Here is a 22,450-nt window from a genome sequence, read left to right as displayed (position 1 = left end):
CTCCTTATTTGGCATCTTTACTGACTGTATTGAGCAGGAACTTGCCGATCAGATCTTCGAGCACCAGGGACGACTGGGTGTCGTGAATGGTACCGCCGTCGGTGAGCAAGGCTTCCTCGCCACCCACGCTGATACCGATGTACTTCTCGCCCAGCAGGCCTGCGGTCAGGATGGAAGCAGTGGAGTCGGTGGGCAGGTTGTCCACTTTCTTGTCCAGTTGCAGGGTCACCCGGCCCGTGAAAGTGTCGCGATCCAGATCGATGGCCGTGACCTTGCCGATGGTCACACCGGCCATGGTCACCTTGGCTCTGACAGTCAGACCGGCGATATTGTCGAAGTAGGCATAAAGTTTGTAGCTCTCGGTGTTCGCGCTGGTGGACAGACCACTGACACGCAAGGCCAACAGCAGCAAAGCCAGGATGCCGGCCAGAAGGAACAGGCCGACTCCGACTTCCATTGATCGGTTTTGCATCAGAAATCTCCAAACATCAGGGCGGTCAGAATAAAGTCCAGGCCCAGGACGGCCAGCGACGCGTAGACCACGGTCTTGGTGGTAGCGCGGCTGATGCCCTCGGACGTGGGTTCACAGTCATAACCCTGGAACACGGCGATCCAGGTGACGACGAAAGCGAATACCAGGCTTTTGATCACACCGTTGAGCACGTCATCGGTGAAGCTCACGCTGTTCTGCATATTGGCCCAGAACGATCCCTCATAGACCCCCAGCCAGTCGACGGCTACCCAGGATCCACCCCAGATACCCACGACGCTGAAGATCATCGCCAGCAACGGCAGGGAAATGAAACCGGCCCACAGCCTTGGCGCAACGATGTACTTGAGCGGGTCGACGCCGATCATTTCAAGGCTCGACAGCTGCTCGGTCGACTTCATGTTGCCGATCTCGGCGGTGAGTGCGGAGCCTGCGCGACCGGCGAACAATAGAGCGGTCACCACAGGCCCGAGTTCACGCAGCAATGTCAGCGCGACCATTTGCCCGACCGCCTGCTCCGAACCGTACTTGGCCAGGATGCTGAAGCCCTGCAACGCCAGAACCATGCCGATGAACACACCGGACACGACAATGATCAGCAGGGACATCACGCCTACCGAGTACAGCTGTTTGATCAGTAGCTGGAAGCCGCCGCCAATACCGCCGCGGCCTACCAGTGCGTGCCCCAGGAACAGTCCGGAACGCCCCAGGATGCCGACCATGTCGATGGCCGATCGACCGAACAGGCGCACGCGCTCCATGATTGATTTCTTGCGCATCAACGCTTCCCCAGCAGATCGGCGCGGTAATCGGGCGCGGAAAAATGAAACGGCACGGGACCGTCGGGATCACCCTTCATGAATTGACGAACGCGCGGGTTGTCCGACCCCATCAACGCTTCGGGCGTGCCGTGCCCCAGCACCTGACCGTCGCCCACCACATAGATGTAGTCGGCGATGCTCGCGGTTTCCGCCAGGTCGTGGGAAACCACGATGCTGGTGATGCCCAGGGCATCGTTGAGCAAGCGGATCAGCCGGACCAACACGCCCATGGCGATCGGGTCCTGACCGACGAACGGCTCGTCGTACATCAATATCTGCGGGTCCATGGCAATCGCACGCGCCAGTGCCACGCGGCGCTTCATGCCCCCGGACAGTTCGTCGGGCATCAGCTCGATGGCACCGCGCAAGCCAACGGCCTGCAGCTTCATCAGCACGATGTCGCGGATCATGTCTTCGGGCAGGTCGGTGTGCACCCGCAGCGGGAAGGCCACGTTTTCGAACACGTCCAGGTCGGTGAACAACGCGCCGCTCTGGAACAGCACACCCATGTGCTTGCGCGCATCGAACAGGTCGCTGCGCGAAAGCTTGGGCAGGTTCTGGCCATTGACCCACACTTCGCCGCCGGTGGGCCGCAGTTGTGCGCCCATCAAACGCAGGAGCGTCGTCTTGCCACTCCCTGAAGGCCCCATGATTCCGGTGACCTTGCCGCGCGGAATGCGGATATCGACGTCGTTGAAAATGCTCCGCGCACCGCGCTTGAAGGAAACCCCTTTCAGCTCGACCGCGTAGGCGCTATCGGCACTCATTTAAACTCCTTGCAGTGCAACCTTACCCTCGGACGCTCATCTTCTGACCGAAGACACTTGGCGCGGACAGGCCGAACAAGCCGCGAACTATAGCATTGCAGACACGTACCGCCCAAGATCGATCCATTGGCGTGGCATGGCGCGGTTTTACCAGGGCCGCGAAATAGGCAGGTGAGTCGCTCGCCCATTCCCGCTATAATCGCCGCCTTTTCACCGGGCCTATCGACTTTTGCCATGAGCCAGACCAGCGACCTGATCCAATCTGCGCAGCGCACCATCCGTCTCGAGATCGAAGCGGTCGAGGGCCTGCTTGCCCATATCGACGCCGATTTCGTGCGCGCCTGCGAGTTGATACTCCAGAGCAATGGCCGCGTGATCGTACTGGGCATGGGCAAGTCCGGACACATCGGCAACAAGATCGCCGCGACTCTGGCCAGCACCGGAACCCCGGCGTTTTTCGTACATCCGGCCGAAGCAAGCCATGGCGACATGGGCATGATCACTCGCCAGGACGTGATCCTGGCCCTGTCCAACTCCGGTTCGACAGCGGAAATCGTCACATTGCTGCCTCTGATCAAACGCATGGGCATTCCCATGATCAGCATGACCGGCAACCCCGACTCGCCCCTGGCCCAGGCTGCCGAAGTCAACCTCGATGCCCGCGTGGCGCAGGAGGCCTGCCCGTTGAACCTGGCACCGACCTCCTCCACCACGGCCACCCTGGTGCTGGGCGATGCCCTGGCCATCGCCCTGCTCGAGGCGCGCGGCTTCACCGCCGACGACTTCGCCTTCTCACATCCCGGTGGCGCCCTGGGCCGTCGCCTGCTGCTCAAGGTCGAGCACGTGATGCACACCGGCGCCGCGCTGCCACAGGTAGCGCGCGGCACGCTGCTGCGCGATGCGCTGATGGAAATGACCCGCAAGGGCCTGGGCATGACGGCCATCCTCGAAGCCGATGGCCGCCTCGCCGGGATCTTCACCGACGGCGATCTGCGGCGCACATTGGATCGCACCATCGATGTCCACAGCACTCGAATCGAGGACGTCATGACCTCCCACGGCAAGACTGCCCGCGCCGACATGCTGGCCGCCGAGGCGCTGAAGATCATGGAAGACAACAAGATCAACTCACTGATCGTGGTCGACGATCAAGACTGTCCGGTAGGCGCCTTCAACCTTGGCGACCTGCTGCGCGCGGGAGTCATGTAATGAGCGAGAATGGCGTAATGACCGAGGCAGCCTCTATGAACCAGACAGGCAGCAACGACCTCTTGCAACGGGGCAAGGCTATCAAGCTGGCCGTATTCGATGTCGACGGCGTACTGACCGACGGCCGCCTGTACTTCCACGAAGACGGCAGCGAGTTCAAGAGCTTCAGTACGCTGGATGGCCAAGGCATCAAGATGCTCATCAACAGCGGCGTGACCACCGCGATCATCACCGGTCGCAGCAGCCCGGTGGTGGAGCGACGGGCCCGAAACCTGGGCATCGCACACCTGTTCCAGGGCCGCGAGGACAAGCTGGTGGTACTCGACGGCCTGCTCGCCGAACTGGACCTGAGCTATGAACAAGTCGCCTACCTGGGCGACGACTTGCCCGACCTGCCGGTGATTCGCCGCGTTGGCCTGGGCATGGCGGTGGCCAACGCCAATGCCTTCGTCCGCCAGCATGCCGACGGCGTGACCCAGGCCAATGGAGGCTTTGGTGCGGCGCGCGAGTTCTGCGAACTGATCCTCGATGCCCAAGGCAATCTCGAAGCGGCCCGCGCCGCGTACCTGTAGGGCCTGACATGCTGAACAAGAAAATCCGCAATATCGTGATCCTGGGTGTGCTGGGGCTGCTGTTCGCCGCCATCGGCTACTGGGATATCAGCCCTGAGCGCTTCCTCGAGCAGCCCACGGCGGCTGTCGACGAAAGCCAGATCGATTACTACGCTATCAACGCGCGGGCCCGGCAGTACCTGCCAGACGGTGGCGTGCAGTACGACATGACCGCCGACAAGGTCGAACACGTCAAGACGTCCGAGGTGACCCTGCTGACCAAGCCGGACATGCAGCTCTACCGCGGCACCGTCTACCCGTGGCACGTGACCAGCGAGCGCGGCGAGGTCAATCCCGACGGCAGCGAAGTGGAACTCATCGACTCCGTGCGCGTGGCACGGACCGACCAGAAGAGTCGTGCCACGGTGATCACCAGCTCGCGCATGACCGTTTTCCCACAGAAGCAATATGCGCAGACCGACCAAGACGTTAGAATCGACGGCGCCGGTGGCGTGTCGACGGCCAAGGGCATGAAAGCGTATCTGAATGACAGCAAGATCAACTTGCTGTCCAACGTAAGAGGACAGTATGAGGCTCGTTAAAACCCTCCCCTTTTTGCTCAGCCTGAGCGCAGCACTGGGAAGCGCGAGCGCCTGGGCACTGCCCACTGACCGCGATCAGCCCATTCATATCCAGTCCGACGATGCCCAGCTCGACGACAAACAGGGCGTGGCGACCTACAAGGGCAATGTGATCATTACCCAAGGGTCGATGAAGATCACCGGCAACACCGTGACCATCACCCGCAATGCCACGGGCGACGTGGACGTGTTCACCGCCGTCGGCAACCTGGCCTACTACGAGCAGAAGCCGGCTGCAGACAAGCCCATCGTGCAGGCCTACGGCATGACCATCCAGTATTTCGCGGCGCAGAACCGCATCGTGCTGATCGATAAGGCCAAGGTTATCAACGACGGCAACACGTCCGAAGGCGAGAAGATCGTCTACGACACGGTGCGCCAGGTGGTCAACGCCGGCCGTGCCACGGGCAGCAAGGTCACCACGCCGCGTCCGCGCATCGACATGGTGATCCAGCCCAAGAAGAAATCCGACGCACCGCAGAAGGCCCAGTAATGGCAGTCCTGAAAGCGCAGCATCTGGCCAAGAGCTACAAGAGCCGACAAGTCGTTCGTGACGTCAGCCTGTCCATCGAGAGCGGGCAGATCGTCGGCCTGCTGGGCCCCAACGGTGCCGGCAAGACCACCTGTTTCTACATGATCGTCGGCCTGGTCCAGGCCGACCAGGGCCGTGTGCTCATCGACGACCTGGACGTCAGCCACCAGCCCATGCATGGCCGCGCCCGCTCGGGTATCGGTTACCTGCCGCAGGAGGCCTCGATTTTCCGCAAGCTCTCGGTGGCCGACAACATCATGGCCATCCTCGAGACCCGCAAGGAACTCGATGCCACGGCGCGACTGGCAGAGCTCGAAGGCCTGCTGCAGGAATTCCACATCACGCACATTCGCGACAACCTGGGCATGAGCCTTTCGGGCGGCGAGCGTCGTCGTGTGGAGATCGCTCGGGCGCTGGCCACCGCACCCAAGTTCATCCTGCTCGACGAACCCTTCGCCGGTGTCGATCCGATTTCGGTCGGCGACATCAAGCAGATCATCCACCACCTCAAGACCAAGGGCATCGGCGTATTGATCACCGACCACAACGTCCGTGAGACCCTGGATATCTGCGAAACGGCCTACATCGTGAACGACGGCCAGCTGATTGCCGAAGGCGATGCCCAGACCATCCTGGCCAACGATCTGGTACGCGAAGTCTACCTGGGCCACGAGTTTCGCTTGTAAGGCCCGAGGGCGCCATCGCCCTCCTGCGGGCATTAATTTTCATGGCGCCCTAGGCAAACACTCAGGTTTCAGGCATATAATTTGCTTACGACATAAGCCGGGTACCTCGGTACCCGTAGTAGAAGGCGCTTCGCGCCGGCGACCAAGGTGTTAAGTTCCTGCCATGAAACCATCGCTCGTCCTACGTATGGGCCAGCAACTGACGATGACACCGCAGTTGCAACAGGCCATCCGCCTTCTCCAGCTATCGACCCTGGACCTCCAACAGGAAATTCAGGAAGCGCTGGAATCCAATCCCATGCTCGAACGCCAGGAAGAAGGCGACGACTTCGACAACAGTGACCCGCTGGCCGACAACATCGAGCAAAAGCCGACCCAGGAAATCCAGGAACCGAGCTTTCAGGAGTCTGCGCCGACGGTGGACAACCTCGAGGAAGGCGATTGGAACGAGCGCATCCCCAGCGAACTGCCCGTCGACACGGCGTGGGAAGACGTCTACCAGACCAGCGCCAGCAGCCTGCCGAGCAACGATGACGAGGAGTGGGACTTCACCACCCGCACATCGGTCGGCGAAAGCCTGCAAACCCACCTGTTGTGGCAGCTGAACCTGGCGCCCATGTCCGACACCGACCGCCTGATCGCCGTGACCATCATCGATTGCATCAACAATCAGGGCTACCTGGACGAGACGTTGCAGGAAATCTGCGAATCGTTCGACCCCGAGCTTGACATCGAGCTGGACGAAATCGAAGCGGTGCTTCATCGCATCCAGCAGTTCGAGCCGGCCGGCATCGGCGCGCGCAACCTGAGCGAATGCCTGATGCTGCAACTGCGCCAGCTACCGCCCAAGACCCGCTGGCTGGCCGAGGCGCAGCGCTTGGTGAGCGATTACATCGACCTGCTGGGGTCGCGCGACTACAGCCAGTTGATGCGCCGCATGAAGCTCAAGGAAGACGAACTGCGCCAGGTCATCGAGCTGGTACAGAGCCTGAATCCGCGGCCCGGCTCGCAGATCGAATCCAGCGAACCGGAATACGTCGTGCCCGACGTCATCGTGCGCAAGGACAACGATCGCTGGCTGGTCGAGCTCAATCAGGAGTCGGTCCCGCGCCTGCGAGTCAATGCGCAATACGCAGGCTTCGTGCGACGCGCCGACACCAGCGCCGACAACACCTTCATGCGCAACCAGCTGCAGGAGGCGCGCTGGTTCATCAAGAGCTTGCAGAGCCGCAACGAGACCTTGATGAAGGTGGCCACGCAGATCGTCGAGCATCAGCGCGGTTTCCTCGATTACGGCGACGAGGCCATGAAGCCCTTGGTGCTGCACGACATCGCCGAGGCGGTGGGCATGCACGAGTCGACCATTTCGCGGGTGACCACGCAGAAATACATGCACACCCCCCGTGGCATCTACGAGCTGAAATACTTTTTCTCAAGCCACGTCAGCACTTCCGAAGGCGGCGAATGCTCGTCCACGGCGATTCGCGCGATCATCAAGAAACTGGTCGCCGCCGAAAATCAGAAAAAGCCGTTGAGTGACAGCAAGATCGCTGGTTTACTGGAGGCACAAGGCATCCAGGTAGCCCGCCGAACGGTCGCCAAGTATCGCGAATCCCTAGGGATTGCGCCGTCCAGCGAACGCAAGCGGTTGATGTAGCCCTGCGATGTGCCACAGCGTTCCAGTGGCAGGCACCCAAGCCTGCTTCTTTATGCAATGGCAATAAGGAGAAGCGGTATGCAAGTCAACATCAGTGGACACCAACTGGATGTGACCGAACCCCTGCGAACCTACATCGGGGAAAAACTCCAGCGTCTCGAACGCCACTTCGACAAGATCACCAATGTTCAGGTGATCATGGAGGTCGAGAAGCTCAAACAGAAAATCGAAGCCACCCTGCGCATACCCGGTGGCGAGGTGGTTGCCAATGCCGAGCATGACGACATGTATGCGGCCATCGACCTGCTTACCGACAAGCTGGATCGCCAACTCAAAAAGCATAAGGAAAAACAGCAGAGTCTGCTGCAAGGCGCGACTGCTCGCTGACACTCCCCACCCATGATTCGACTAGAAACCATCCTGACCCCCGGCCGTTCCTGCGTGAACGTGCCGGGCGGCAGCAAGAAGAAAGCACTCGAAGAGATCGCCAACCTGATCGGTCGCGAAGTGCCGTCGCTCGACACGCAAACCGTGTTCGAAGCCCTCATCGCCCGTGAAAAACTCGGTTCCACCGGATTCGGCAATGGCATTGCCATTCCACATTGCCGGCTCAAGGGCTGCAATGCGCCTGTCAGTGCCCTCGTGCATCTTAGTGCCCCAATCGACTACGACGCGATCGACGGCGCCCCCGTCGACCTGCTCTTCGTGCTTCTGGTGCCCGAAGCGGCCACCGATGCCCATCTGGAATTGCTCCGCCAGATCGCCAGCATGCTCGATCGCAAGGAGGTACGCGAGAGACTGCGTTCGGCGCCCAGCAATCAAGCCTTGTACCAAGTGGTACTGGACGAACAGAACGGTCGTTAACCATGCGTTTGATCATCGTCAGTGGCCGCTCAGGCTCAGGCAAGAGCACTGCCCTGGATGTTCTGGAAGACAACGGTTTCTATTGCATCGACAACCTGCCAGCAGGGCTGTTGCCCGAGCTGGCCGAGCGTGCGCTGATTCATACCGAGCTGGCGCAACCTCAGGTGGCCGTGTCGATCGATGCGCGCAACCTGCCCAGTCATCTGTCACGCTTCCCGCAGCTACTCGCCGAAATGCGTGCCAAGCACATCCAATGCGATGTCCTGTACCTGGATGCCGATGAAGAAACGCTGCTCAAGCGCTTCTCCGAGACCCGACGTCGACACCCTTTGAGCAACAGCAATCGCTCGCTGGCCGAAGCCATCCGGGTGGAAAGCGACTTGCTGGGGCCCATCGTCGATCTGGCCGACCTGAAGATCAACACCACCAACCTGAACCTCTACCAGCTGCGCGATGCCATCAAGGTCCGGCTGTTGAACAAGCCCGAGCCGGGCACGGCCTTTCTGGTGGAATCGTTCGGTTTCAAGCGGGGCATGCCGATAGACGCCGATCTGGTATTCGACGTTCGCTGTCTGCCCAACCCCTACTGGAAACCCGAACTGCGCGAGCAGTCCGGGCTTGATGCGCCAGTCGCCGAATACCTGGCAGCGCAGCCGGATGTCGAAGAGATGTACCAGGACATCGCTGCCTACCTGCTCAAATGGCTGCCGCGCTTCGCGGCCAGCAGCCGTGCCTATGTCACCATCGCCATTGGGTGTACAGGCGGGCACCATCGCTCGGTATACTTGACCGAGCGCCTGGGCCGATTGCTGCAGCAGTCGCTCAAGAATGTCCAGGTTCGCCACCGCGACCTCAGCTGAAAGGATCCCCCGCGCAATGCCCGCCCTTCAAGTAGAAATCATCAACAAGCTCGGCCTGCACGCCCGTGCCGCAGCAAAATTCGTCGGCGTGGCGGGACGCTTTCCCTGCCAGGTTCGTGTGGGCCGTACGCCCGAGGCCCTGGTCGATGGGAAGAGCATCATGGGTGTAATGATGCTGGCTGCCGGCAAAGGCACCACCATTCATCTGCACACCGAAGGCGAGCAGGATCAGGACGCTCTGGATGCCATCGTCAAGTTGATCAACGACAAGTTCGACGAAGGCGAGTAGGCCCACGCGACGGCCCAGAGGCAGAACCCAGGTAGCGGCCAGCGAGCCGTCCGCTACCGTAAGGTTGCAGACTCAAGACAACGCCGTGTCCATCACCATCATCAGGCAGAAACCGACACACAGGCCCAGGCTTGCCAGCTTGTGATGACCGTTGCTGCGTGATTCGGGGATGATCTCGTGGGTCACGACCAGCAGCATCGCGCCGGCCGCGAAGGCCAGGCCCAGGGGAAGCAACAGCTCGCCCATTCGCACCAGCCAGGCACACAGTACCGCGAACACCGGCTCCACCAGCCCGGATGCGGCACCGATCAGGAAGGCCTTGTAGCGCGCCATGCCCGCTCCTGCCAGCACCAACGCGATCACCAGTCCTTCGGGCACGTCCTGCAAGGCAATGCCCATCGCCAGGCTGTCGGCGTCGTGCATGCCGCCGCCCGCCGAAACGCCAATGGCCATGCCCTCCGGGATATTGTGAGCGATGATGGCAATCACGAAGATCCAGATGCGTGCCGGGATCACCGGCTGTTGCGCGGTGCCCACCAGGTAGTCCGGCGTAACGCCGGAGACTCGCCTATCCACCAGGTACAGGCAGAAGGCCCCGGACATGATGCCCAGGCTCATCAGGGCACCGGCGCCCCAGCGTGAAAAGCCGATTGCCGCTGCCGCATCCAAGCCGGGAATGATCAGCGAGAAGGCGGTGGCTGCGAGCATCACGCCGGCGCCGAACCCCAGCAACGTATCGGCCACCGCAACGGGCATGCTGCGGATGACCAGTACAGGGACCGCACCCAGGGCGGTGCCCAAGGCGCAGATGGCCCCGCCCTCGAGCGCACGCAGGATGCGCGGCTCAAGGTCGAGCCAGGCCAGCAGCTCGCCCACCAGCAAAGCCGCGCCCGCCAGTAGCAGCACCGTGCCCAGTGCCAGACGAAAGCGGCGAACACTGGCCAGCGCAAAGGTCTGCGATCCCATGGCGAGGCTCAGTTCACAGCGGCTTGGTAGCGCTTCTCGACGTTGGCCCAGTCGACCACGTTGTAGAACGCATTGATGTATTCAGGCCGGCGGTTCTGGTACTTGAGGTAGTAGGCGTGCTCCCACACGTCGAGGCCAAGAATGGGCGTGTTGCCATTCATCAACGGACTGTCCTGGTTGCCACTGCTCTCCACGACCAGTTTCTTGTCCGGTGTGACGCTGAGCCAGGCCCAGCCGCTGCCGAAGCGACTCAGGGCAGCCTTGGTGAACGCTTCCTTGAACGAGTCGAACCCACCCAGTTCGGTATCGATGGCCTGGGCGACGCTGCCCTGCGGCTGACCGCCGCCATTGGGCGACATGACTTCCCAGAACAGGCTGTGGTTGGCATGCCCGCCACCGTGGTTGGTGACGGCGCCACGCAGGTTCTCCGGCAGTTGCTTGACCGAGGCCACCAGTTTTTCCACCGGCCAATCGGCGTATTCGGTGCCCTCGATGGCGGCGTTGACGTTGGTGATGTAGGTCTGGTGGTGCTTGGTGTGATGGATTTCCATGGTGGCCGCGTCGATGTGCGGTTCCAGGGCATCGTAGGCATAAGACAGAGCAGGCAGGGTATAGGGCATTTTCAGTGAACTCCGTAATGAAGGTGATCGGGTTGCGTGACCACTGGCGCGTCGTTGGTATCGGCGGCGCCACACAGCAACCGGTGGGTACGGGGGTATTCGCCATGCCGGCGAGTGAAGCCGAGCAGCTCGGCGTAGGTCTTGCTGGCATGGCGCAGGGCGGCGTCGCGCAGCGCTGGCTGCAGCCGCAGGTCCTGCGCCGCACGCAGCAAACGTTCATGAATGGCGCACAGGTATTCCGCGCTTTCCTCGGGTTGATGCAGTTGCAGGTGCAAATCGGCCAGGTTGTGGTGGGAAATGACGCATGCGGCGACGGCTTCGTCGACATCTGCCCAGCGCTCGAACAGCACCTGCGCCCAGGCCAGGGCTTGCAGGTAATGTTCCCGCGCATCGATCAGCTCGCCCCGGACAAAGCAGGCGTTGGCCGTCTCCGTGATACGTTTCCAGTGCTGCATGGCGCAGGTCTCCCAGCAGTTGCCGAGCGGTCAGATACCGCCAGCCGTGAGCTTTTCCGGGTCGAGCAGGTCGCTGAGCTGCTCGCGGCTCAGGTCGGTATGCTCCAGCGCGACGTCGATGATCGGCCGACCTTCCTTGTAGGCTAGCTTGGCAATCTGGGCAGCCTGCTGATATCCGATGATCGGGTTGAGTGCGGTCACCAGAATGGGGTTGCGCGCGAGCGCTTCCTTGAGCTTGGATTCATTGACCTTGAACGTCGCGATCGCCTTGTCGCCCAGCAGCCGACTGGCATTGGCCATCAGTTCGATGCTGGACAGCAGGTTGTGGGCGATGATCGGCAGCATCACATTGAGCTCGAAATTGCCGGACTGCCCGGCGATGGCGATCGCCGCGTCGTTGCCGATGACCTGCGCCGCGACCATGGCGGTCGCCTCGGGAATCACCGGATTGACCTTGCCCGGCATGATCGAGGAGCCTGGCTGCAAGGCCTCGAGCTCGATTTCCCCCAGACCCGCCAGTGGCCCGGAGTTCATCCAGCGCAAGTCGTTGGCGATCTTCATCAGGGTCACGGCCGTGCCCTTGAGCTGGCCGGAGACGGTCACCGCCGTGTCCTGGGAACCTATCAGGGCAAACAGATTGTCGCCCTGCGTGAACTCGACCTGGGTCAGTTCGCCCAGGTGATGACAGAAACGCTGGGCGAACTGGGGATGGGCGTTGATGCCGGTCCCCACCGCCGTCCCGCCCTGCGCCAGGGCCTGCAAGGCAGGTTGCAGGGTTTGCAGATGATCGATATTAGCCTGGACCTGGGCAGCCCAGCCCTGCAGAACCTGGCTCATGCGCACCGGCATGGCATCCATCAGGTGCGTGCGGCCGGTCTTGACGAAGGCATGGACCTGTTCGGCCTTTGCCAGGGTGACCTGGACCAGATGCCGCAGCGCAGGCAGCAGTTGCTCGTGCAGGGCCAGCGCAGCGCTCACGTGGATGCTGGTGGGGATGATGTCGTTGCTGCTCTGGCCACAGTTGACGTGGTCATTGGCGTTGACCGGCTCGCTGACGAGTCGGCTCGCCAGGGTGGCAATCACTTCGTTGGCATTCATGTTGGAGCTGGTGCCGGAGCCGGTCTGGTAGATATCCACCGGGAAGTGCTGCATGAAATCGCCGGCCAGGAGCTGTTCGCAGGCGCGCACGATGGCGTCGCCCTGTGCAGCGCTGATCTGCGCAAGCTCGACGTTGGCCTTCGCCGCAGCGGCCTTGGCCAGGATCAACGCGCGGATGAATTGGGCGGGCATGCGTTGCTGACTGATCGGAAAGTTGTCGACTGCACGCTGGGTCTGGGCGCCATACAGGGCAGCCTCCGGCACCTGCAGTTCGCCCATGCTGTCACGCTCGATACGGGTGTTACTCATCGCAATATCCTTGCAGCAGATCAGTGAGTGGAATCGAAGGCAGCAACTCGCAGCGCGCCAGTTGGTGGGCGCAGTCCTGCCACTGGCGGACCTGGGCTGGCTGTGCCGCGCAATTGCGCAGGTCACGCAAGGGCCGCCAGGCCTGATCCAGACACAGGCTGCGCCAATGCCACGGCAGGGCTTGATCGAGGGCGGTGGCGAGCATCAGGCGAAAGGTGCCATGAGCCACGGACCATGAAGATGTCGGGGTAAAGCGCGCCAGATAGCGGCCTTGGGCGAGGTAGTGTTCGATGAGTCGCGGCTCGTCGGGCGCGAGCGCGCAGCGGATTTGCAGGCCGAGCCAATGCCAGTTTTCGAGATGGGCGAATTCGTGAACGGCAGAACTCATCGGCGCACCTTTTTGCCGGAATGAGTTTTATTATTGATTGATATTGAGAATCAACACAAGCGCCCATGTGGGCACCTGTGCTGCAAACTGTGCCGGCCGCGATGGACCGGCAGTAGGATCAACTGCCGGCGACCGTCATGCGCTCGATCAGGACCGAGCCGGTGCGAATGTTGCTGCGCAGCTCCAGATCATTACCCACCGCGACGATCTGTTTGAACATGTCGCGCATGTTCCCGGCGATGGTCACTTCCTGAACCGGAAACTGGATCTCGCCGTTCTCGACCCAGAACCCGGCAGCGCCACGCGAATAGTCGCCGGTGACCATGTTCAGGCCGTGGCCCATGAGCTCGGTCACCAGCAGGCCGCGGCCCATGCGCCGCAGCAATGCCTTCTGGTCCTCGTCGCCGTGGGTCACGAACAGGTTGTGCACGCCGCCGGAGTTGGCGGTGCTGGGCAGGCCCAGCTTGCGCCCCGAATAGGTACTGAGCACGTAGGAGACCAGCTCACCGTTTTCCACGAACGGCTTGGCGTAGGTGGCCAGGCCATCGCCGTCGAACGCTGCGCTGCCCATGGCGCGCATCAGGTGCGGACGTTCGTCCAGGGTCAACCACTCGGGGAACAGGCGCTGCCCCATCGCCCCTTCCAGGAACGAGGACTTGCGATACAGATTGCCCCCGGAAACGGCTGCCAGGAAATTGCCGAACAAGCCCCCGGCCAGCTCGGCCGAGAACAGTACCGGCACCTCGCACGTCGGCACCGGCCGTGCGCCCAGCCGGGCCGCAGCGCGTTGCGCGGCGCGCTGACCGATGCTAGCGGCATCGGCCAGCAACTCACCCTGGCGGCTGACGTCGTACCAGTAGTCGCGCTGCATCTGCCCGTTGGCCTCGGCGATCATCACGCAGCTCAGGCTGTGGCGGGTCGACGCATAGCCGCCGATGAAGCCATGGCTGTTGCCATACACGCGGCAGCCTTGATGGGTGTTGAGCGTAGTGCCGTCGGCATTCTTGATCAGGGGTTCGGCATCGAAGGCGGCCGCTTCGCAGGCCAGGGCCTTTTCGATGGCCTGCTCGGGCGTGATGTCCCAGGCATGGTAGAGATCGAAGTCAGGCTGCTCGCGCGCCATCAGGGCGGCGTCGGCCAGGCCCGAGCTTTCGTCTTCGGAGGTGTGCTTGGCAATCGCCAGCGCCGCGGCGACGGTTTCGCGAATGGCCTGTGGACCGCTGGCCGAGGTGCTCGCCGAGCCCTTGCGCTGGCCAACGTACAGCGTGATGCCGAAGCCCTGGTCGCGATTGAACTCGACGGTTTCGACCTCGCGCTGGCGCACCGACGTGGACAGGCCCTGCTCCAGCGACACCGCCACCTCACAGGCACTGGCCCCCTGGCGCTTGGCTTCATCGATGATCTGCTGCACTTGCTCCTGCAGGACGGGCAATGCCTGCGGGCCGACGCTCTGGGGTGCGTTCATGGTGTTCTCCACTCAAATTCGGGTTTCGGCGCGGGCCGATCTACGGCCGGGCCAGACAAGCGGCCCCCGACTGGTTATCATGGCGGCGTTTATTTGCGGACGGCCCCCATGGTTGATTCTTACGACGACTCCCTCGACGAGGGAAAAAGCAAAACTCAGGTCAAGCGCGAGCTGCATGCGCTGACCGATCTGGGCGAGCGGCTCACCACGCTCAAGCCGGACGTGCTCGATCGCCTGCCCTTGACCGACGCCCTGCGCCGGGCGTTGGCCGATGCCTCCAAGCACACGGCGAACATCGCGCGCAAACGCCACATCCAGTTCATCGGCAAGCTGATGCGCGACCAGGACATCGACGCCATTCTGGTGCTGCTCGATCAACTGGACGCCTCCACCCGGCAGTACAACGAACGCTTCCACAACCTCGAGCGGTGGCGTGACCGCCTGGTAGCAGGGCCGGACCAGGTGCTGGAGGCGTTCTTCGCCGACTACCCGGAGACCGATCGCCAGCACCTGCGCAACCTGGTTCGCCAGGCTCAGCACGAGACGGCGCACAACAAACCGCCTGCCACCACGCGCAAGATCTTCAAGTACATCCGCGAGCTGGACGAAACTCAACGCGGCTTGCGTTGATACGTCTGCGGGCAGGCCGCCGGGCCTGCCCGTCACTCGCTTCAGGCGCCTGTACCACCCACGGTGATGGCATCGATCTTCAGGGTGGGCTGGCCGACACCGACCGGTAGCGACTGCCCATCCTTGCCACAGGTACCGACTCCGCTGTCCAGCGCCAGGTCGTTGCCGACCATCGACACCCTGCTCATCGCCTCGGGGCCGTTGCCGATCAGGGTCGCGCCCTTGACCGGCGTGGTGATCTTGCCGTCTTCGATCAGGTAGGCCTCGCTGGTCGAGAACACGAACTTGCCGCTGGTGATATCCACCTGCCCGCCGCCGAGGTTGGCGCAATAGATGCCCTTCTTCACCGAGGCGATGATCTCGGCCGGATCGCTCTCGCCTGCCAACATGTAGGTGTTGGTCATGCGCGGCATGGGCAGGTGCGCATAGGATTCGCGGCGACCGTTGCCGGTGGCGGCCACGCCCATCAGCCGTGCGTTGAGCTTGTCCTGCATGTAGCCTTTGAGCACACCGTTCTCGATCAAGGTGGTGCACTGGGTAGGCGTGCCTTCGTCATCGACGCTGAGCGAGCCGCGACGCCCAGCCAGGGTACCGTCGTCGACGATGGTGCACAGGCTCGACGCCACTTTTTCACCGACGCGACCGCTGTAGGCCGAACTGCCCTTGCGGTTGAAATCGCCTTCCAGGCCATGCCCGACCGCTTCGTGCAACAGCACGCCGGACCAGCCGGCGCCCATCACCACAGGCATGGTGCCGGCCGGAGCCGCCACCGCTTCGACATTGACCAGTGCCTGGCGCAGCGCCTCGCGGGCATAGCCCATGGCGCGGTCTTCGGCGAGGAAATAGCGGTAGTCGGTACGTCCGCCGCCACCATGGCCGCCGCGCTCGCGACGACCGTTGTGCTCGACGATGACGCTGACGTTGAAACGCACCAGCGGCCGCACGTCGGCCGCCAGGCTGCCATCGGCTGCAGCGATCAGAATCCGCTCCCAGACACCGGCCATGCTCACGGTGACTTGCTGGATACGTGGGTCCAGCGCACGGGTGGCAGCGTCGACGCGCTTGAGCAGGTCGACCTTTTCGGCGCGGGTCAGCACTTCAAGCGGATTGTCCGGGCCGTACAGCTGGCTGACCACGGGACTGCTGAAGGCCTGCACACGGCCATTCTGACCGGCGCGGGAGATCGAGCGCGCGGCACGCGCGGCCTGGACCAGGGCATCCTGGGTGATGGCGTTGCTGTAGGCAAAGCCGGTCTTTTCCCCGGACTGGGCACGCACGCCCACGCCCTGGTCGAGGTTGAAGCTGCCTTCCTTGACGATGCCGTCTTCCAGCGCCCAGGACTCGGAAATCTGACCCTGGAAATACAGGTCGGCAGCGTCGATGCCCGGGCCGGCCAGCTCGCCCAACACCGACTGCAGACTGTCGAGCGTGAGGCCGCCGGGTGCCAGCAGATGGTCGCTGACGGTGGATAACATCTGGCTCATATTTACTCCGCGCTGTTCGCAGGGCGCATGGCGCGCTGCGGGGATAGGTGCTCGCAGTTCGCTTGGCGCCGCTGCGTAGGTAGATGCTCGCAGGCCGCCAGGCGATCTGCGCAAATGAATGGATGTCAGCGGGTCGCCCGGAGCGGCCCGCGCAATCCAGGTGTCGGTGACGGATGATGACTACATGCGTCCGCCCCGACGCTTTTTCAATACCAGGGCCTGGTCAGCCGTCCGATAGGAGGCTACGGTCAGTGCGCCATCAACCACCGAAGGGCTTGACCAGGGTCATCTGCGGATCTTTCCAGGAGCCCTCGATGCGGTACTGCACGCTGGCAAAACGCGCGACGCGATCACCGAGCAGCTTGTTCACCACGAACAAAGCGCCACCCACGACCGGCGCACCGACCAGAACCGCTGCCAGCGGCAGGCTGTTGGTGATCGGCAAGGCGACCTGCACCTTGGCATTGACGCCATCGCGGACCATGTCCAGGGTGCCGTCCAGATCGATATCGGTCGTCGGACCGCGCAGGGTGATCGGGGTCCGAGTCACATACACCCCTTCGCTGGCCACCAACAGGCCCTTGACTCGATCGTAGCTCAAACCCTTGCCCAGCACATCGGAGAAATCCAGGCGCAGACGGCGACCGATGGCGTTGAAGTTGAGCAGTCCGAACACGCGCAGGGCCTGGGCTGCGCCTTCGACCTCGACGAACTGACCGTCGCGCAGGGTAGCGTCCAGGTTGCCGGAGAAGCGCTTGAGCCCAACCCAGGCAGGCGACCCCGGCCAGCGACCATCGGCGTCCAGGTGGAACGATTCGCTGGTGACGGTAGGCGCGAATTTCCACGCTTGAAGCACATCGGCCAGGTTCTTGCCCTGCAACCGTCCGCGGAACCAGGTGCTGGAAGCGCCGGGTGCGCCCTCCCAGGTCGCCGCGCCCTGCAGCATCAAGCCCTTGAGGCCCAGGTCGAGGTCGTTGAGGGCGACCCCCTTGGCAGTCGGGCGCAGCTTCAGCGACCAGGTGCCGAGCAATTCATCACCCTGCAACAGTTGGCGGATCCGCACATTCACCGCCGGAATCTTGCGCGGATCGACGTTGGCCAAGGGGTCCGGTGCTTCTACCGGGTTGTCGGCCTTGACCGCGTTCGGATCGATCGGCGGCAGGCGCACGGTGTCCAGGTCGACATTGATCGGGGTCGCCTTGCCATCGGGCACATCGACCTTGCCGGTAATCTGCTGGCTGGCCAGGGCCAGGTGCCAGGCGCTGGGGCTGCGGTTGAGTTGCACGTGAGCCTGATCGAGTTGCTGACCGAACCCCTTGAGCGTGCCGATGCGCAGGTCAACGGCGTTGATGACCTGGCTGGCAGTGCCACCAGGATCGCCACCAGTGTAGTTCTGCGCCTGTCGCTGCCACGGTTCCAGGTCCAGCGTCTGCAGCGCACCGCGTACGCGCAGGCCCTGGGTCGTGGGCAGCTGCGGCGTACCGGTGCCGACCAGCAGCTCGCCCCGGCCACTGGCCAGGTCATCGGGCGGCGAGGTATAGGCGAAGCTGGCAAGATCGGCGTAGGTGACGTCGAAGCGGCGCTCACGCCCCTGCAGGTTCATCACGAACGCCGTGGGACGGGCTTGGTCACGTGTCTTGCCAAAGGGTTCTGGCAGGTCGATGTCGACGCCCTTCAAATCGGAGTCCACGCGCAACTCGCTGTCGGCACCCAGTTTGAGCTGCAGCTGGTAGGCGATATCACCGGACGCCGGTACGGCCTGCTTGACGTGCAGCCAGTCGACCAGACGTTTCACGGGGATCTGGCTGTTGGCGACGATTCGCGTCAACGGCGCGCCCGGCTTGCCTTCGGCGGAGATCTGCGCGGTCACCGGCTGATCGAAAGCCTGGGCGGTGATGCCCTCGCCACTCAGGCCCTTGTCGAAGTCGAAGCGAAATGTTCCGCCCAGCTGGCTGAGCGTAAGCTCAGGGGATTTGATTTTCAGGCGCGCCGCACGGGTGCTGAAATCCACCACGACCTTGGGCTCGCGGCCCTTCACCAAGGGGATGTCGAGGTCGAGCTTGCCCTTGAGTGGGCCTTCGCCCTGCCAGCCGGCGAAGATGTCGGCAGTGCCGATGGGCGCGGTCTGCAGGACCTTCAGACCATCGGCCAGACCACCGTCGAAGTTACCGCTGACATACAAGTGGCTCTCCTGACCGACCGGCACGTGGGGCACGCTGACGGACACGTCGCTCACCTTGGTATCGAGGATCTGCCCACGGTCAGCCAGGATGCGCACGTCACCGTCCTGGATATAGACATTGCCTGCAACCTTGCGCGCTTCCGGCCAACCGGGCTGGAAGGCCAGGGTCACGTCGTGGACCTTGAAGAACAAGGTGATGCTGCGCGAGTGGGCCTCGGCCGCACTGGCCAGCGAGCCTTGATACTGGAAGTAGCCCTGGTCGACCGCGCCGCGCTTGATCGCCGTGCGCAGCCATTGGTCGACCGACGGGCTGAGCACTTCGGGCAGGTACTTGCTGGTGTAGGCACCGTCGCCGTCGAGCAGGCCGACCCGCAGGTCCATGTAGGGCTCGGCCTCGTGATGCAACGGCAGGCGAATGAGGAAATCGGCAGCGATCTTGCCCTCCTCGCCCAACACTCGGATAGCCGGCGCGATCAGGGTAAAGGCGTGATCATCGAGCTTGAAGTTGAGACGGGCGTTGGCCTTGAGGTAATGCCAAGGCTTTTCGAAGATAGGGCTCAGGTGCAGCATGAACTTTTCGCTGTCCAGGCGCAGTTCGCCCTGGCCGATATCGCCAATCAGGCTGCCGCTGACATTGTCTGCCGCCGGGGCACCGTAATAGGCATCGAAGCCGACGTTTTCCAGGTTGGCGGCGTAGCTCATGCGCTCGGCCCCAGTGGCGTTGGGTCGGATATCCAGCGAAACGTTGCGCAGCGCACCGGTGAAGTTCAAGCCGTTGACGATAGCCGCCACCTGCTTGGGCAAGGGTGCCAGCGCGTCGAGCAGCGGCGTGATCGGCGTCAGCTCGAGACGATCGGCCTGCACACTCCATCGCTCCTGGCTCGACGCCGTCGCGGCGCGCTGCTGCAGCGCCACATGGGTCTGCCAGGGCTTGCCGTCCAGGGTCATGGCGAAGGTACCCAGGTTCACATCGAAACCTTCGGCGCTGCGCTGCATCCACGCTTGCAGCTTGAGATCGGCGATCGCATAGGGCTTGTGGTCGGCACGGGCGCCCTTGAATGCCGGCGCATCGAGCTGGACCACTGCCCGCTGCACGTTGGCGTCCGCCCAATCCAGCCAGAATTCGCCGCCCGCCTTGAGTTGGTCGAGCTTGAAGGCCTGGGTGTAGCGGTTCGGCAACCACTGCGCCCAGTCGCTTTGCGGCAGGTTCAGATAGGCCTGGGCACGGCCCTGGCGCCACTGCTCGGCGCGCACTTGTGCTTCGAGGTTCAGCGCCAGCGGCTGGCCGTCGGGCAGGTGCAGGCGCAGATCCAGGCGCTGATGGTCTTCCACGGTGCGCAGGCTGAGACCTACATAGGTGAGGGTCAGCGGTTCATGCTCGAAGGGTTGCAGGGTCAGTTGACTGTCGAGCACCGACAGCTGCTCGACCTGTTGCAGTTGCTGCAAGGTGCGCTGCGGGTCGAAGGCTTGATCCTGTTGCTGCGGCAGGCCTTTGACCGACCACTTGCCCGCGGCGTCCTCGACCGCGCTGAGCTGCACGCCGCCCAGCTCGAGATGGGCAATGCGCACCGCGCGCGCCAACAGGCTGCCCCACAGGTCGGGCACGACCTTGACCTGGTCCAGACGCAGGGCGTTGCTGCCCTCGCCCACCTGCACATCGTGCACCAGCAGCACCGGCGCCAGACGGTTCCAGCGCCCTTCCAGGCTGCCAATGCGCACCGGCAGGCCCAGCGCCTCGCTGGCACGTGCCTCGATTTGCGCGTCGTACTCGGCCACCAGGGGAATCAGTTGCCGGCCAAGGCTGACGTACAGCGCCAGCAGGACCAGCAGCACGGCGCACAGCGCCAGGGCCCAACGGATCACGCCACCCAGCGCAGCACTTACACGGACCATGCAGGCATGCTCCCGCGCCGTACCGCGTCAGCGCGAAAGGTCGAAGCCTGCAAGATCGAGATTCGCTTCACTGGCCGTTTCAGAGCAGCACCACATCATATTGTTCCTGGGAATACATGGACTCGACCTGGAAGCGAATGGTTCGTCCGATGAACGCTTCCAGCTCGGCCACATTGCCCGATTCTTCATCGAGCAGACGGTCGACCACCTTCTGATTGGCCAGCACGCGATAGCCTTCGGCCTGGTAGGCCCGTGCCTCGCGCAGGATCTCGCGAAAGATCTCGTAACACACTGTCTCGGGAGTCTTCAGCTTGCCGCGGCCCTGGCAGCAAATGCAGGGTTCGCACAGCACCTGCTCGAGGCTCTCCCGGGTGCGCTTGCGGGTCATCTGCACCAGCCCCAGCTCGGTGATGCCGATGATGTTGGTCTTGGCGTGGTCGCGCTCCAGCTGCTTCTCCAGGGTGCGCAGAACCTGGCGCTGATGCTCCTCATCTTCCATGTCGATGAAGTCGATGATGATGATCCCGCCGATGTTGCGCAGGCGCAGTTGCCGGGCAATGGCGGTGGCCGCTTCCAGATTGGTCTTGAAGATGGTTTCTTCGAGGTTGCGGTGACCGACGAAAGCGCCGGTGTTGACGTCGATGGTGGTCATCGCCTCGGCTGGGTCCACCACCAGATAGCCGCCGGACTTGAGCGGCACCTTGCGGTCCAGGGCACGCTGGATCTCATCTTCCACACCGTACAGGTCGAAGATCGGCCGTTCGCCCGGATAATGCTCCAGGCGGTCGGCGATTTCGGGCATCAGTTCGGCCACGAACTGGGTGGTTCTCTGGAAGGTTTCCCGGGAATCGATGCGGATCTTTTCGATCTTCGGGTTGACCAGGTCGCGCAGGGTGCGCAACGCTAGGCCCAGGTCTTCGTAGATTTCCGTGGGCGCGCCGACGGTCTGGATCTGCGCGTTGATCTGGTCCCACAATCGGCGCAGGTAGCGGATGTCCATGAGAATTTCTTCGGCGCCCGCGCCTTCGGCAGCGGTGCGCAGGATGAACCCGCCGACTTCCTGGATGCCTTCTTTCTCGACGCAGTCGGCCACGACCTTCTTCAGGCGTTCGCGCTCGGCTTCGTGTTCGATCTTCAGGGAAATGCCGACGTGCCGGGTACGTGGCATGTACACCAGGTAGCGCGAAGGAATCGACAACTGGGTGGTCAGGCGTGCGCCCTTGGAACCGATCGGGTCCTTGGTGACTTGCACCACCAGGCTCTGCCCTTCATGGACCAGGGCGCTGATGGTTTCCAGGGTCGAGCCTTCGCGCAGGGAGATTTCCGAGGCATGGATGAACGCGGCCCGGTCCAGGCCGATGTCGATGAACGCGGCCTGCATGCCGGGCAGCACGCGCACGACTTTGCCCTTGTAGATATTGCCGACGATCCCGCGACGCTGGGTGCGTTCGACGTGAACCTCTTGCAACACACCGTTTTCCACCACGGCCACGCGCGATTCCATCGGCGTTATGTTGATCAGAATCTCTTCGCTCATGGCTGGGTCTCGTTCCTGGTGTCTTTATTGTAGTGGCGATGGCGCTCCCGCAAGGC

23 protein-coding genes are annotated in these 22,450 nt (G+C 62.8%); 11 read left to right on the top strand and 12 right to left on the bottom strand.

Annotation, left to right across the window (positions count from 1 at the left end):
- Positions 1-4 precede the first annotated feature (4 nt).
- From mlaD to LT40_RS03820, 3 genes are read right to left on the bottom strand one after another with little or no spacing between them, the layout of a single operon-like run.
- A complete protein-coding gene (gene mlaD / locus LT40_RS03830; protein ID WP_043186734.1) occupies positions 5-472 on the bottom strand; it encodes an outer membrane lipid asymmetry maintenance protein MlaD in 468 nt (155 codons plus the stop codon).
- On the bottom strand, positions 472-1,269 hold the full coding sequence (mlaE, locus tag LT40_RS03825) for a lipid asymmetry maintenance ABC transporter permease subunit MlaE (protein WP_043186730.1): 798 nt from the start codon (positions 1,267-1,269) through the stop codon (positions 472-474). The genes mlaD and mlaE overlap by 1 nt, the downstream gene beginning before the upstream one ends.
- Positions 1,269-2,078, bottom strand: a complete 810-nt coding sequence (locus LT40_RS03820) for an ATP-binding cassette domain-containing protein (protein WP_043186728.1) — start codon at positions 2,076-2,078, stop codon at positions 1,269-1,271. The genes mlaE and LT40_RS03820 overlap by 1 nt, the downstream gene beginning before the upstream one ends.
- Before the next feature lie 234 nt (positions 2,079-2,312).
- Here LT40_RS03820 and LT40_RS03815 point away from each other — a divergent pair, with 234 nt between their 5' ends.
- From LT40_RS03815 to LT40_RS03770, 10 genes are all read left to right on the top strand, one after another.
- Positions 2,313-3,287: a KpsF/GutQ family sugar-phosphate isomerase gene (locus LT40_RS03815; RefSeq protein WP_043186724.1), complete on the top strand. Its 975-nt coding sequence runs from the start codon at positions 2,313-2,315 to the stop codon at positions 3,285-3,287.
- Positions 3,288-3,322: 35 nt separating this feature from the next.
- Complete coding sequence (locus LT40_RS03810; RefSeq protein ID WP_043193278.1) at positions 3,323-3,859, top strand: KdsC family phosphatase; 537 nt, start codon at positions 3,323-3,325, stop codon at positions 3,857-3,859.
- An 8-nt stretch (positions 3,860-3,867) separates the two neighbouring features.
- The gene (gene lptC, locus LT40_RS03805; protein ID WP_043186721.1) at positions 3,868-4,440 is read left to right on the top strand and encodes an LPS export ABC transporter periplasmic protein LptC; all 573 of its coding nucleotides are present in this window, start codon (positions 3,868-3,870) and stop codon (positions 4,438-4,440) included.
- The gene (lptA, locus tag LT40_RS03800; RefSeq protein ID WP_043186718.1) at positions 4,427-4,972 is read left to right on the top strand and encodes a lipopolysaccharide transport periplasmic protein LptA; all 546 of its coding nucleotides are present in this window, start codon (positions 4,427-4,429) and stop codon (positions 4,970-4,972) included. Before lptC ends, lptA begins: the two co-directional genes overlap by 14 nt.
- Complete coding sequence (gene lptB, locus LT40_RS03795; RefSeq protein WP_043186715.1) at positions 4,972-5,697, top strand: LPS export ABC transporter ATP-binding protein; 726 nt, start codon at positions 4,972-4,974, stop codon at positions 5,695-5,697. The genes lptA and lptB overlap by 1 nt, the downstream gene beginning before the upstream one ends.
- A 163-nt stretch (positions 5,698-5,860) precedes the next feature.
- Positions 5,861-7,354: an RNA polymerase factor sigma-54 gene (locus LT40_RS03790; RefSeq protein WP_043186712.1), complete on the top strand. Its 1,494-nt coding sequence runs from the start codon at positions 5,861-5,863 to the stop codon at positions 7,352-7,354.
- Between the two features lie 78 nt (positions 7,355-7,432).
- Complete coding sequence (gene hpf, locus LT40_RS03785) at positions 7,433-7,741, top strand: ribosome hibernation-promoting factor, HPF/YfiA family (protein WP_043186709.1); 309 nt, start codon at positions 7,433-7,435, stop codon at positions 7,739-7,741.
- A 12-nt stretch (positions 7,742-7,753) separates the two neighbouring features.
- Entirely contained in the window at positions 7,754-8,218 is a 465-nt protein-coding gene (gene ptsN / locus LT40_RS03780; RefSeq protein WP_043186706.1) for a PTS IIA-like nitrogen regulatory protein PtsN, read from the top strand.
- A 2-nt stretch (positions 8,219-8,220) separates the two neighbouring features.
- Positions 8,221-9,078, top strand: coding sequence for an RNase adapter RapZ (gene rapZ, locus LT40_RS03775; protein WP_043186701.1), 858 nt, complete (start codon positions 8,221-8,223; stop codon positions 9,076-9,078).
- Positions 9,079-9,094: 16 nt separating this feature from the next.
- Entirely contained in the window at positions 9,095-9,367 is a 273-nt protein-coding gene (locus tag LT40_RS03770; protein ID WP_043186697.1) for an HPr family phosphocarrier protein, read from the top strand.
- A gap of 72 nt (positions 9,368-9,439) precedes the next feature.
- On the opposite strand, the gene LT40_RS03765 is transcribed toward LT40_RS03770, so the two are convergent.
- The 6 genes from LT40_RS03765 to pmbA all read right to left on the bottom strand — a co-directional run bounded on the left by LT40_RS03765 (position 9,440) and on the right by pmbA (position 14,668).
- The gene (locus LT40_RS03765) at positions 9,440-10,333 is read right to left on the bottom strand and encodes a ZIP family metal transporter (protein ID WP_043186693.1); all 894 of its coding nucleotides are present in this window, start codon (positions 10,331-10,333) and stop codon (positions 9,440-9,442) included.
- Positions 10,334-10,341: 8 nt separating this feature from the next.
- Positions 10,342-10,953, bottom strand: a complete 612-nt coding sequence (locus LT40_RS03760; protein WP_043186689.1) for a superoxide dismutase — start codon at positions 10,951-10,953, stop codon at positions 10,342-10,344.
- A gap of 2 nt (positions 10,954-10,955) precedes the next feature.
- Positions 10,956-11,408, bottom strand: a complete 453-nt coding sequence (locus LT40_RS03755) for a hypothetical protein (protein WP_043186687.1) — start codon at positions 11,406-11,408, stop codon at positions 10,956-10,958.
- Positions 11,409-11,438: 30 nt separating this feature from the next.
- The gene (locus tag LT40_RS03750; RefSeq protein ID WP_043186683.1) at positions 11,439-12,815 is read right to left on the bottom strand and encodes a class II fumarate hydratase; all 1,377 of its coding nucleotides are present in this window, start codon (positions 12,813-12,815) and stop codon (positions 11,439-11,441) included.
- The gene (locus tag LT40_RS03745; RefSeq protein WP_043186681.1) at positions 12,808-13,203 is read right to left on the bottom strand and encodes a hypothetical protein; all 396 of its coding nucleotides are present in this window, start codon (positions 13,201-13,203) and stop codon (positions 12,808-12,810) included. Before LT40_RS03745 ends, LT40_RS03750 begins: the two co-directional genes overlap by 8 nt.
- Before the next feature lie 118 nt (positions 13,204-13,321).
- A complete protein-coding gene (gene pmbA / locus LT40_RS03740; RefSeq protein ID WP_043186679.1) occupies positions 13,322-14,668 on the bottom strand; it encodes a metalloprotease PmbA in 1,347 nt (448 codons plus the stop codon).
- Positions 14,669-14,776: 108 nt separating this feature from the next.
- Between pmbA and yjgA the strand changes: the two genes are divergently transcribed.
- Complete coding sequence (gene yjgA, locus LT40_RS03735; RefSeq protein ID WP_043186673.1) at positions 14,777-15,298, top strand: ribosome biogenesis factor YjgA; 522 nt, start codon at positions 14,777-14,779, stop codon at positions 15,296-15,298.
- A gap of 41 nt (positions 15,299-15,339) precedes the next feature.
- Here yjgA and tldD read toward each other — a convergent pair whose 3' ends face one another.
- From tldD to rng, 3 genes are all read right to left on the bottom strand, one after another.
- A complete protein-coding gene (gene tldD / locus LT40_RS03730; RefSeq protein WP_043186669.1) occupies positions 15,340-16,782 on the bottom strand; it encodes a metalloprotease TldD in 1,443 nt (480 codons plus the stop codon).
- A gap of 259 nt (positions 16,783-17,041) precedes the next feature.
- Positions 17,042-20,857, bottom strand: coding sequence for a YhdP family protein (locus tag LT40_RS03725; protein WP_043186667.1), 3,816 nt, complete (start codon positions 20,855-20,857; stop codon positions 17,042-17,044).
- A 79-nt stretch (positions 20,858-20,936) separates the two neighbouring features.
- Complete coding sequence (gene rng, locus LT40_RS03720; RefSeq protein WP_043186664.1) at positions 20,937-22,394, bottom strand: ribonuclease G; 1,458 nt, start codon at positions 22,392-22,394, stop codon at positions 20,937-20,939.
- Between the last annotated feature and the right edge of the window lie 56 nt (positions 22,395-22,450).

The sequence above is a fragment of the Pseudomonas rhizosphaerae genome, assembly GCF_000761155.1.
Taxonomy (GTDB): domain Bacteria; phylum Pseudomonadota; class Gammaproteobacteria; order Pseudomonadales; family Pseudomonadaceae; genus Aquipseudomonas; species Aquipseudomonas rhizosphaerae.
This window is presented reverse-complemented; position numbering and strand designations above follow the sequence as displayed.

Bases quoted from the DNA above. Each gene is read 5' to 3' on its own strand.
- mlaD (WP_043186734.1), bottom strand. From the start codon at position 472: ATGCAAAACCGATCAATGGAAGTCGGAGTCGGCCTGTTCCTTCTGGCC.
- mlaE (WP_043186730.1), bottom strand. From the start codon at position 1,269: ATGCGCAAGAAATCAATCATGGAGCGCGTGCGCCTGTTCGGTCGATCG.
- LT40_RS03820 (WP_043186728.1), bottom strand. From the start codon at position 2,078: ATGAGTGCCGATAGCGCCTACGCGGTCGAGCTGAAAGGGGTTTCCTTC.
- LT40_RS03815 (WP_043186724.1), top strand. From the start codon at position 2,313: ATGAGCCAGACCAGCGACCTGATCCAATCTGCGCAGCGCACCATCCGT.
- LT40_RS03810 (WP_043193278.1), top strand. From the start codon at position 3,323: ATGAACCAGACAGGCAGCAACGACCTCTTGCAACGGGGCAAGGCTATC.
- lptC (WP_043186721.1), top strand. From the start codon at position 3,868: ATGCTGAACAAGAAAATCCGCAATATCGTGATCCTGGGTGTGCTGGGG.
- lptA (WP_043186718.1), top strand. From the start codon at position 4,427: ATGAGGCTCGTTAAAACCCTCCCCTTTTTGCTCAGCCTGAGCGCAGCA.
- lptB (WP_043186715.1), top strand. From the start codon at position 4,972: ATGGCAGTCCTGAAAGCGCAGCATCTGGCCAAGAGCTACAAGAGCCGA.
- LT40_RS03790 (WP_043186712.1), top strand. From the start codon at position 5,861: ATGAAACCATCGCTCGTCCTACGTATGGGCCAGCAACTGACGATGACA.
- hpf (WP_043186709.1), top strand. From the start codon at position 7,433: ATGCAAGTCAACATCAGTGGACACCAACTGGATGTGACCGAACCCCTG.
- ptsN (WP_043186706.1), top strand. From the start codon at position 7,754: ATGATTCGACTAGAAACCATCCTGACCCCCGGCCGTTCCTGCGTGAAC.
- rapZ (WP_043186701.1), top strand. From the start codon at position 8,221: ATGCGTTTGATCATCGTCAGTGGCCGCTCAGGCTCAGGCAAGAGCACT.
- LT40_RS03770 (WP_043186697.1), top strand. From the start codon at position 9,095: ATGCCCGCCCTTCAAGTAGAAATCATCAACAAGCTCGGCCTGCACGCC.
- LT40_RS03765 (WP_043186693.1), bottom strand. From the start codon at position 10,333: ATGGGATCGCAGACCTTTGCGCTGGCCAGTGTTCGCCGCTTTCGTCTG.
- LT40_RS03760 (WP_043186689.1), bottom strand. From the start codon at position 10,953: ATGCCCTATACCCTGCCTGCTCTGTCTTATGCCTACGATGCCCTGGAA.
- LT40_RS03755 (WP_043186687.1), bottom strand. From the start codon at position 11,408: ATGCAGCACTGGAAACGTATCACGGAGACGGCCAACGCCTGCTTTGTC.
- LT40_RS03750 (WP_043186683.1), bottom strand. From the start codon at position 12,815: ATGAGTAACACCCGTATCGAGCGTGACAGCATGGGCGAACTGCAGGTG.
- LT40_RS03745 (WP_043186681.1), bottom strand. From the start codon at position 13,203: ATGAGTTCTGCCGTTCACGAATTCGCCCATCTCGAAAACTGGCATTGG.
- pmbA (WP_043186679.1), bottom strand. From the start codon at position 14,668: ATGAACGCACCCCAGAGCGTCGGCCCGCAGGCATTGCCCGTCCTGCAG.
- yjgA (WP_043186673.1), top strand. From the start codon at position 14,777: ATGGTTGATTCTTACGACGACTCCCTCGACGAGGGAAAAAGCAAAACT.
- tldD (WP_043186669.1), bottom strand. From the start codon at position 16,782: ATGAGCCAGATGTTATCCACCGTCAGCGACCATCTGCTGGCACCCGGC.
- LT40_RS03725 (WP_043186667.1), bottom strand. From the start codon at position 20,857: ATGGTCCGTGTAAGTGCTGCGCTGGGTGGCGTGATCCGTTGGGCCCTG.
- rng (WP_043186664.1), bottom strand. From the start codon at position 22,394: ATGAGCGAAGAGATTCTGATCAACATAACGCCGATGGAATCGCGCGTG.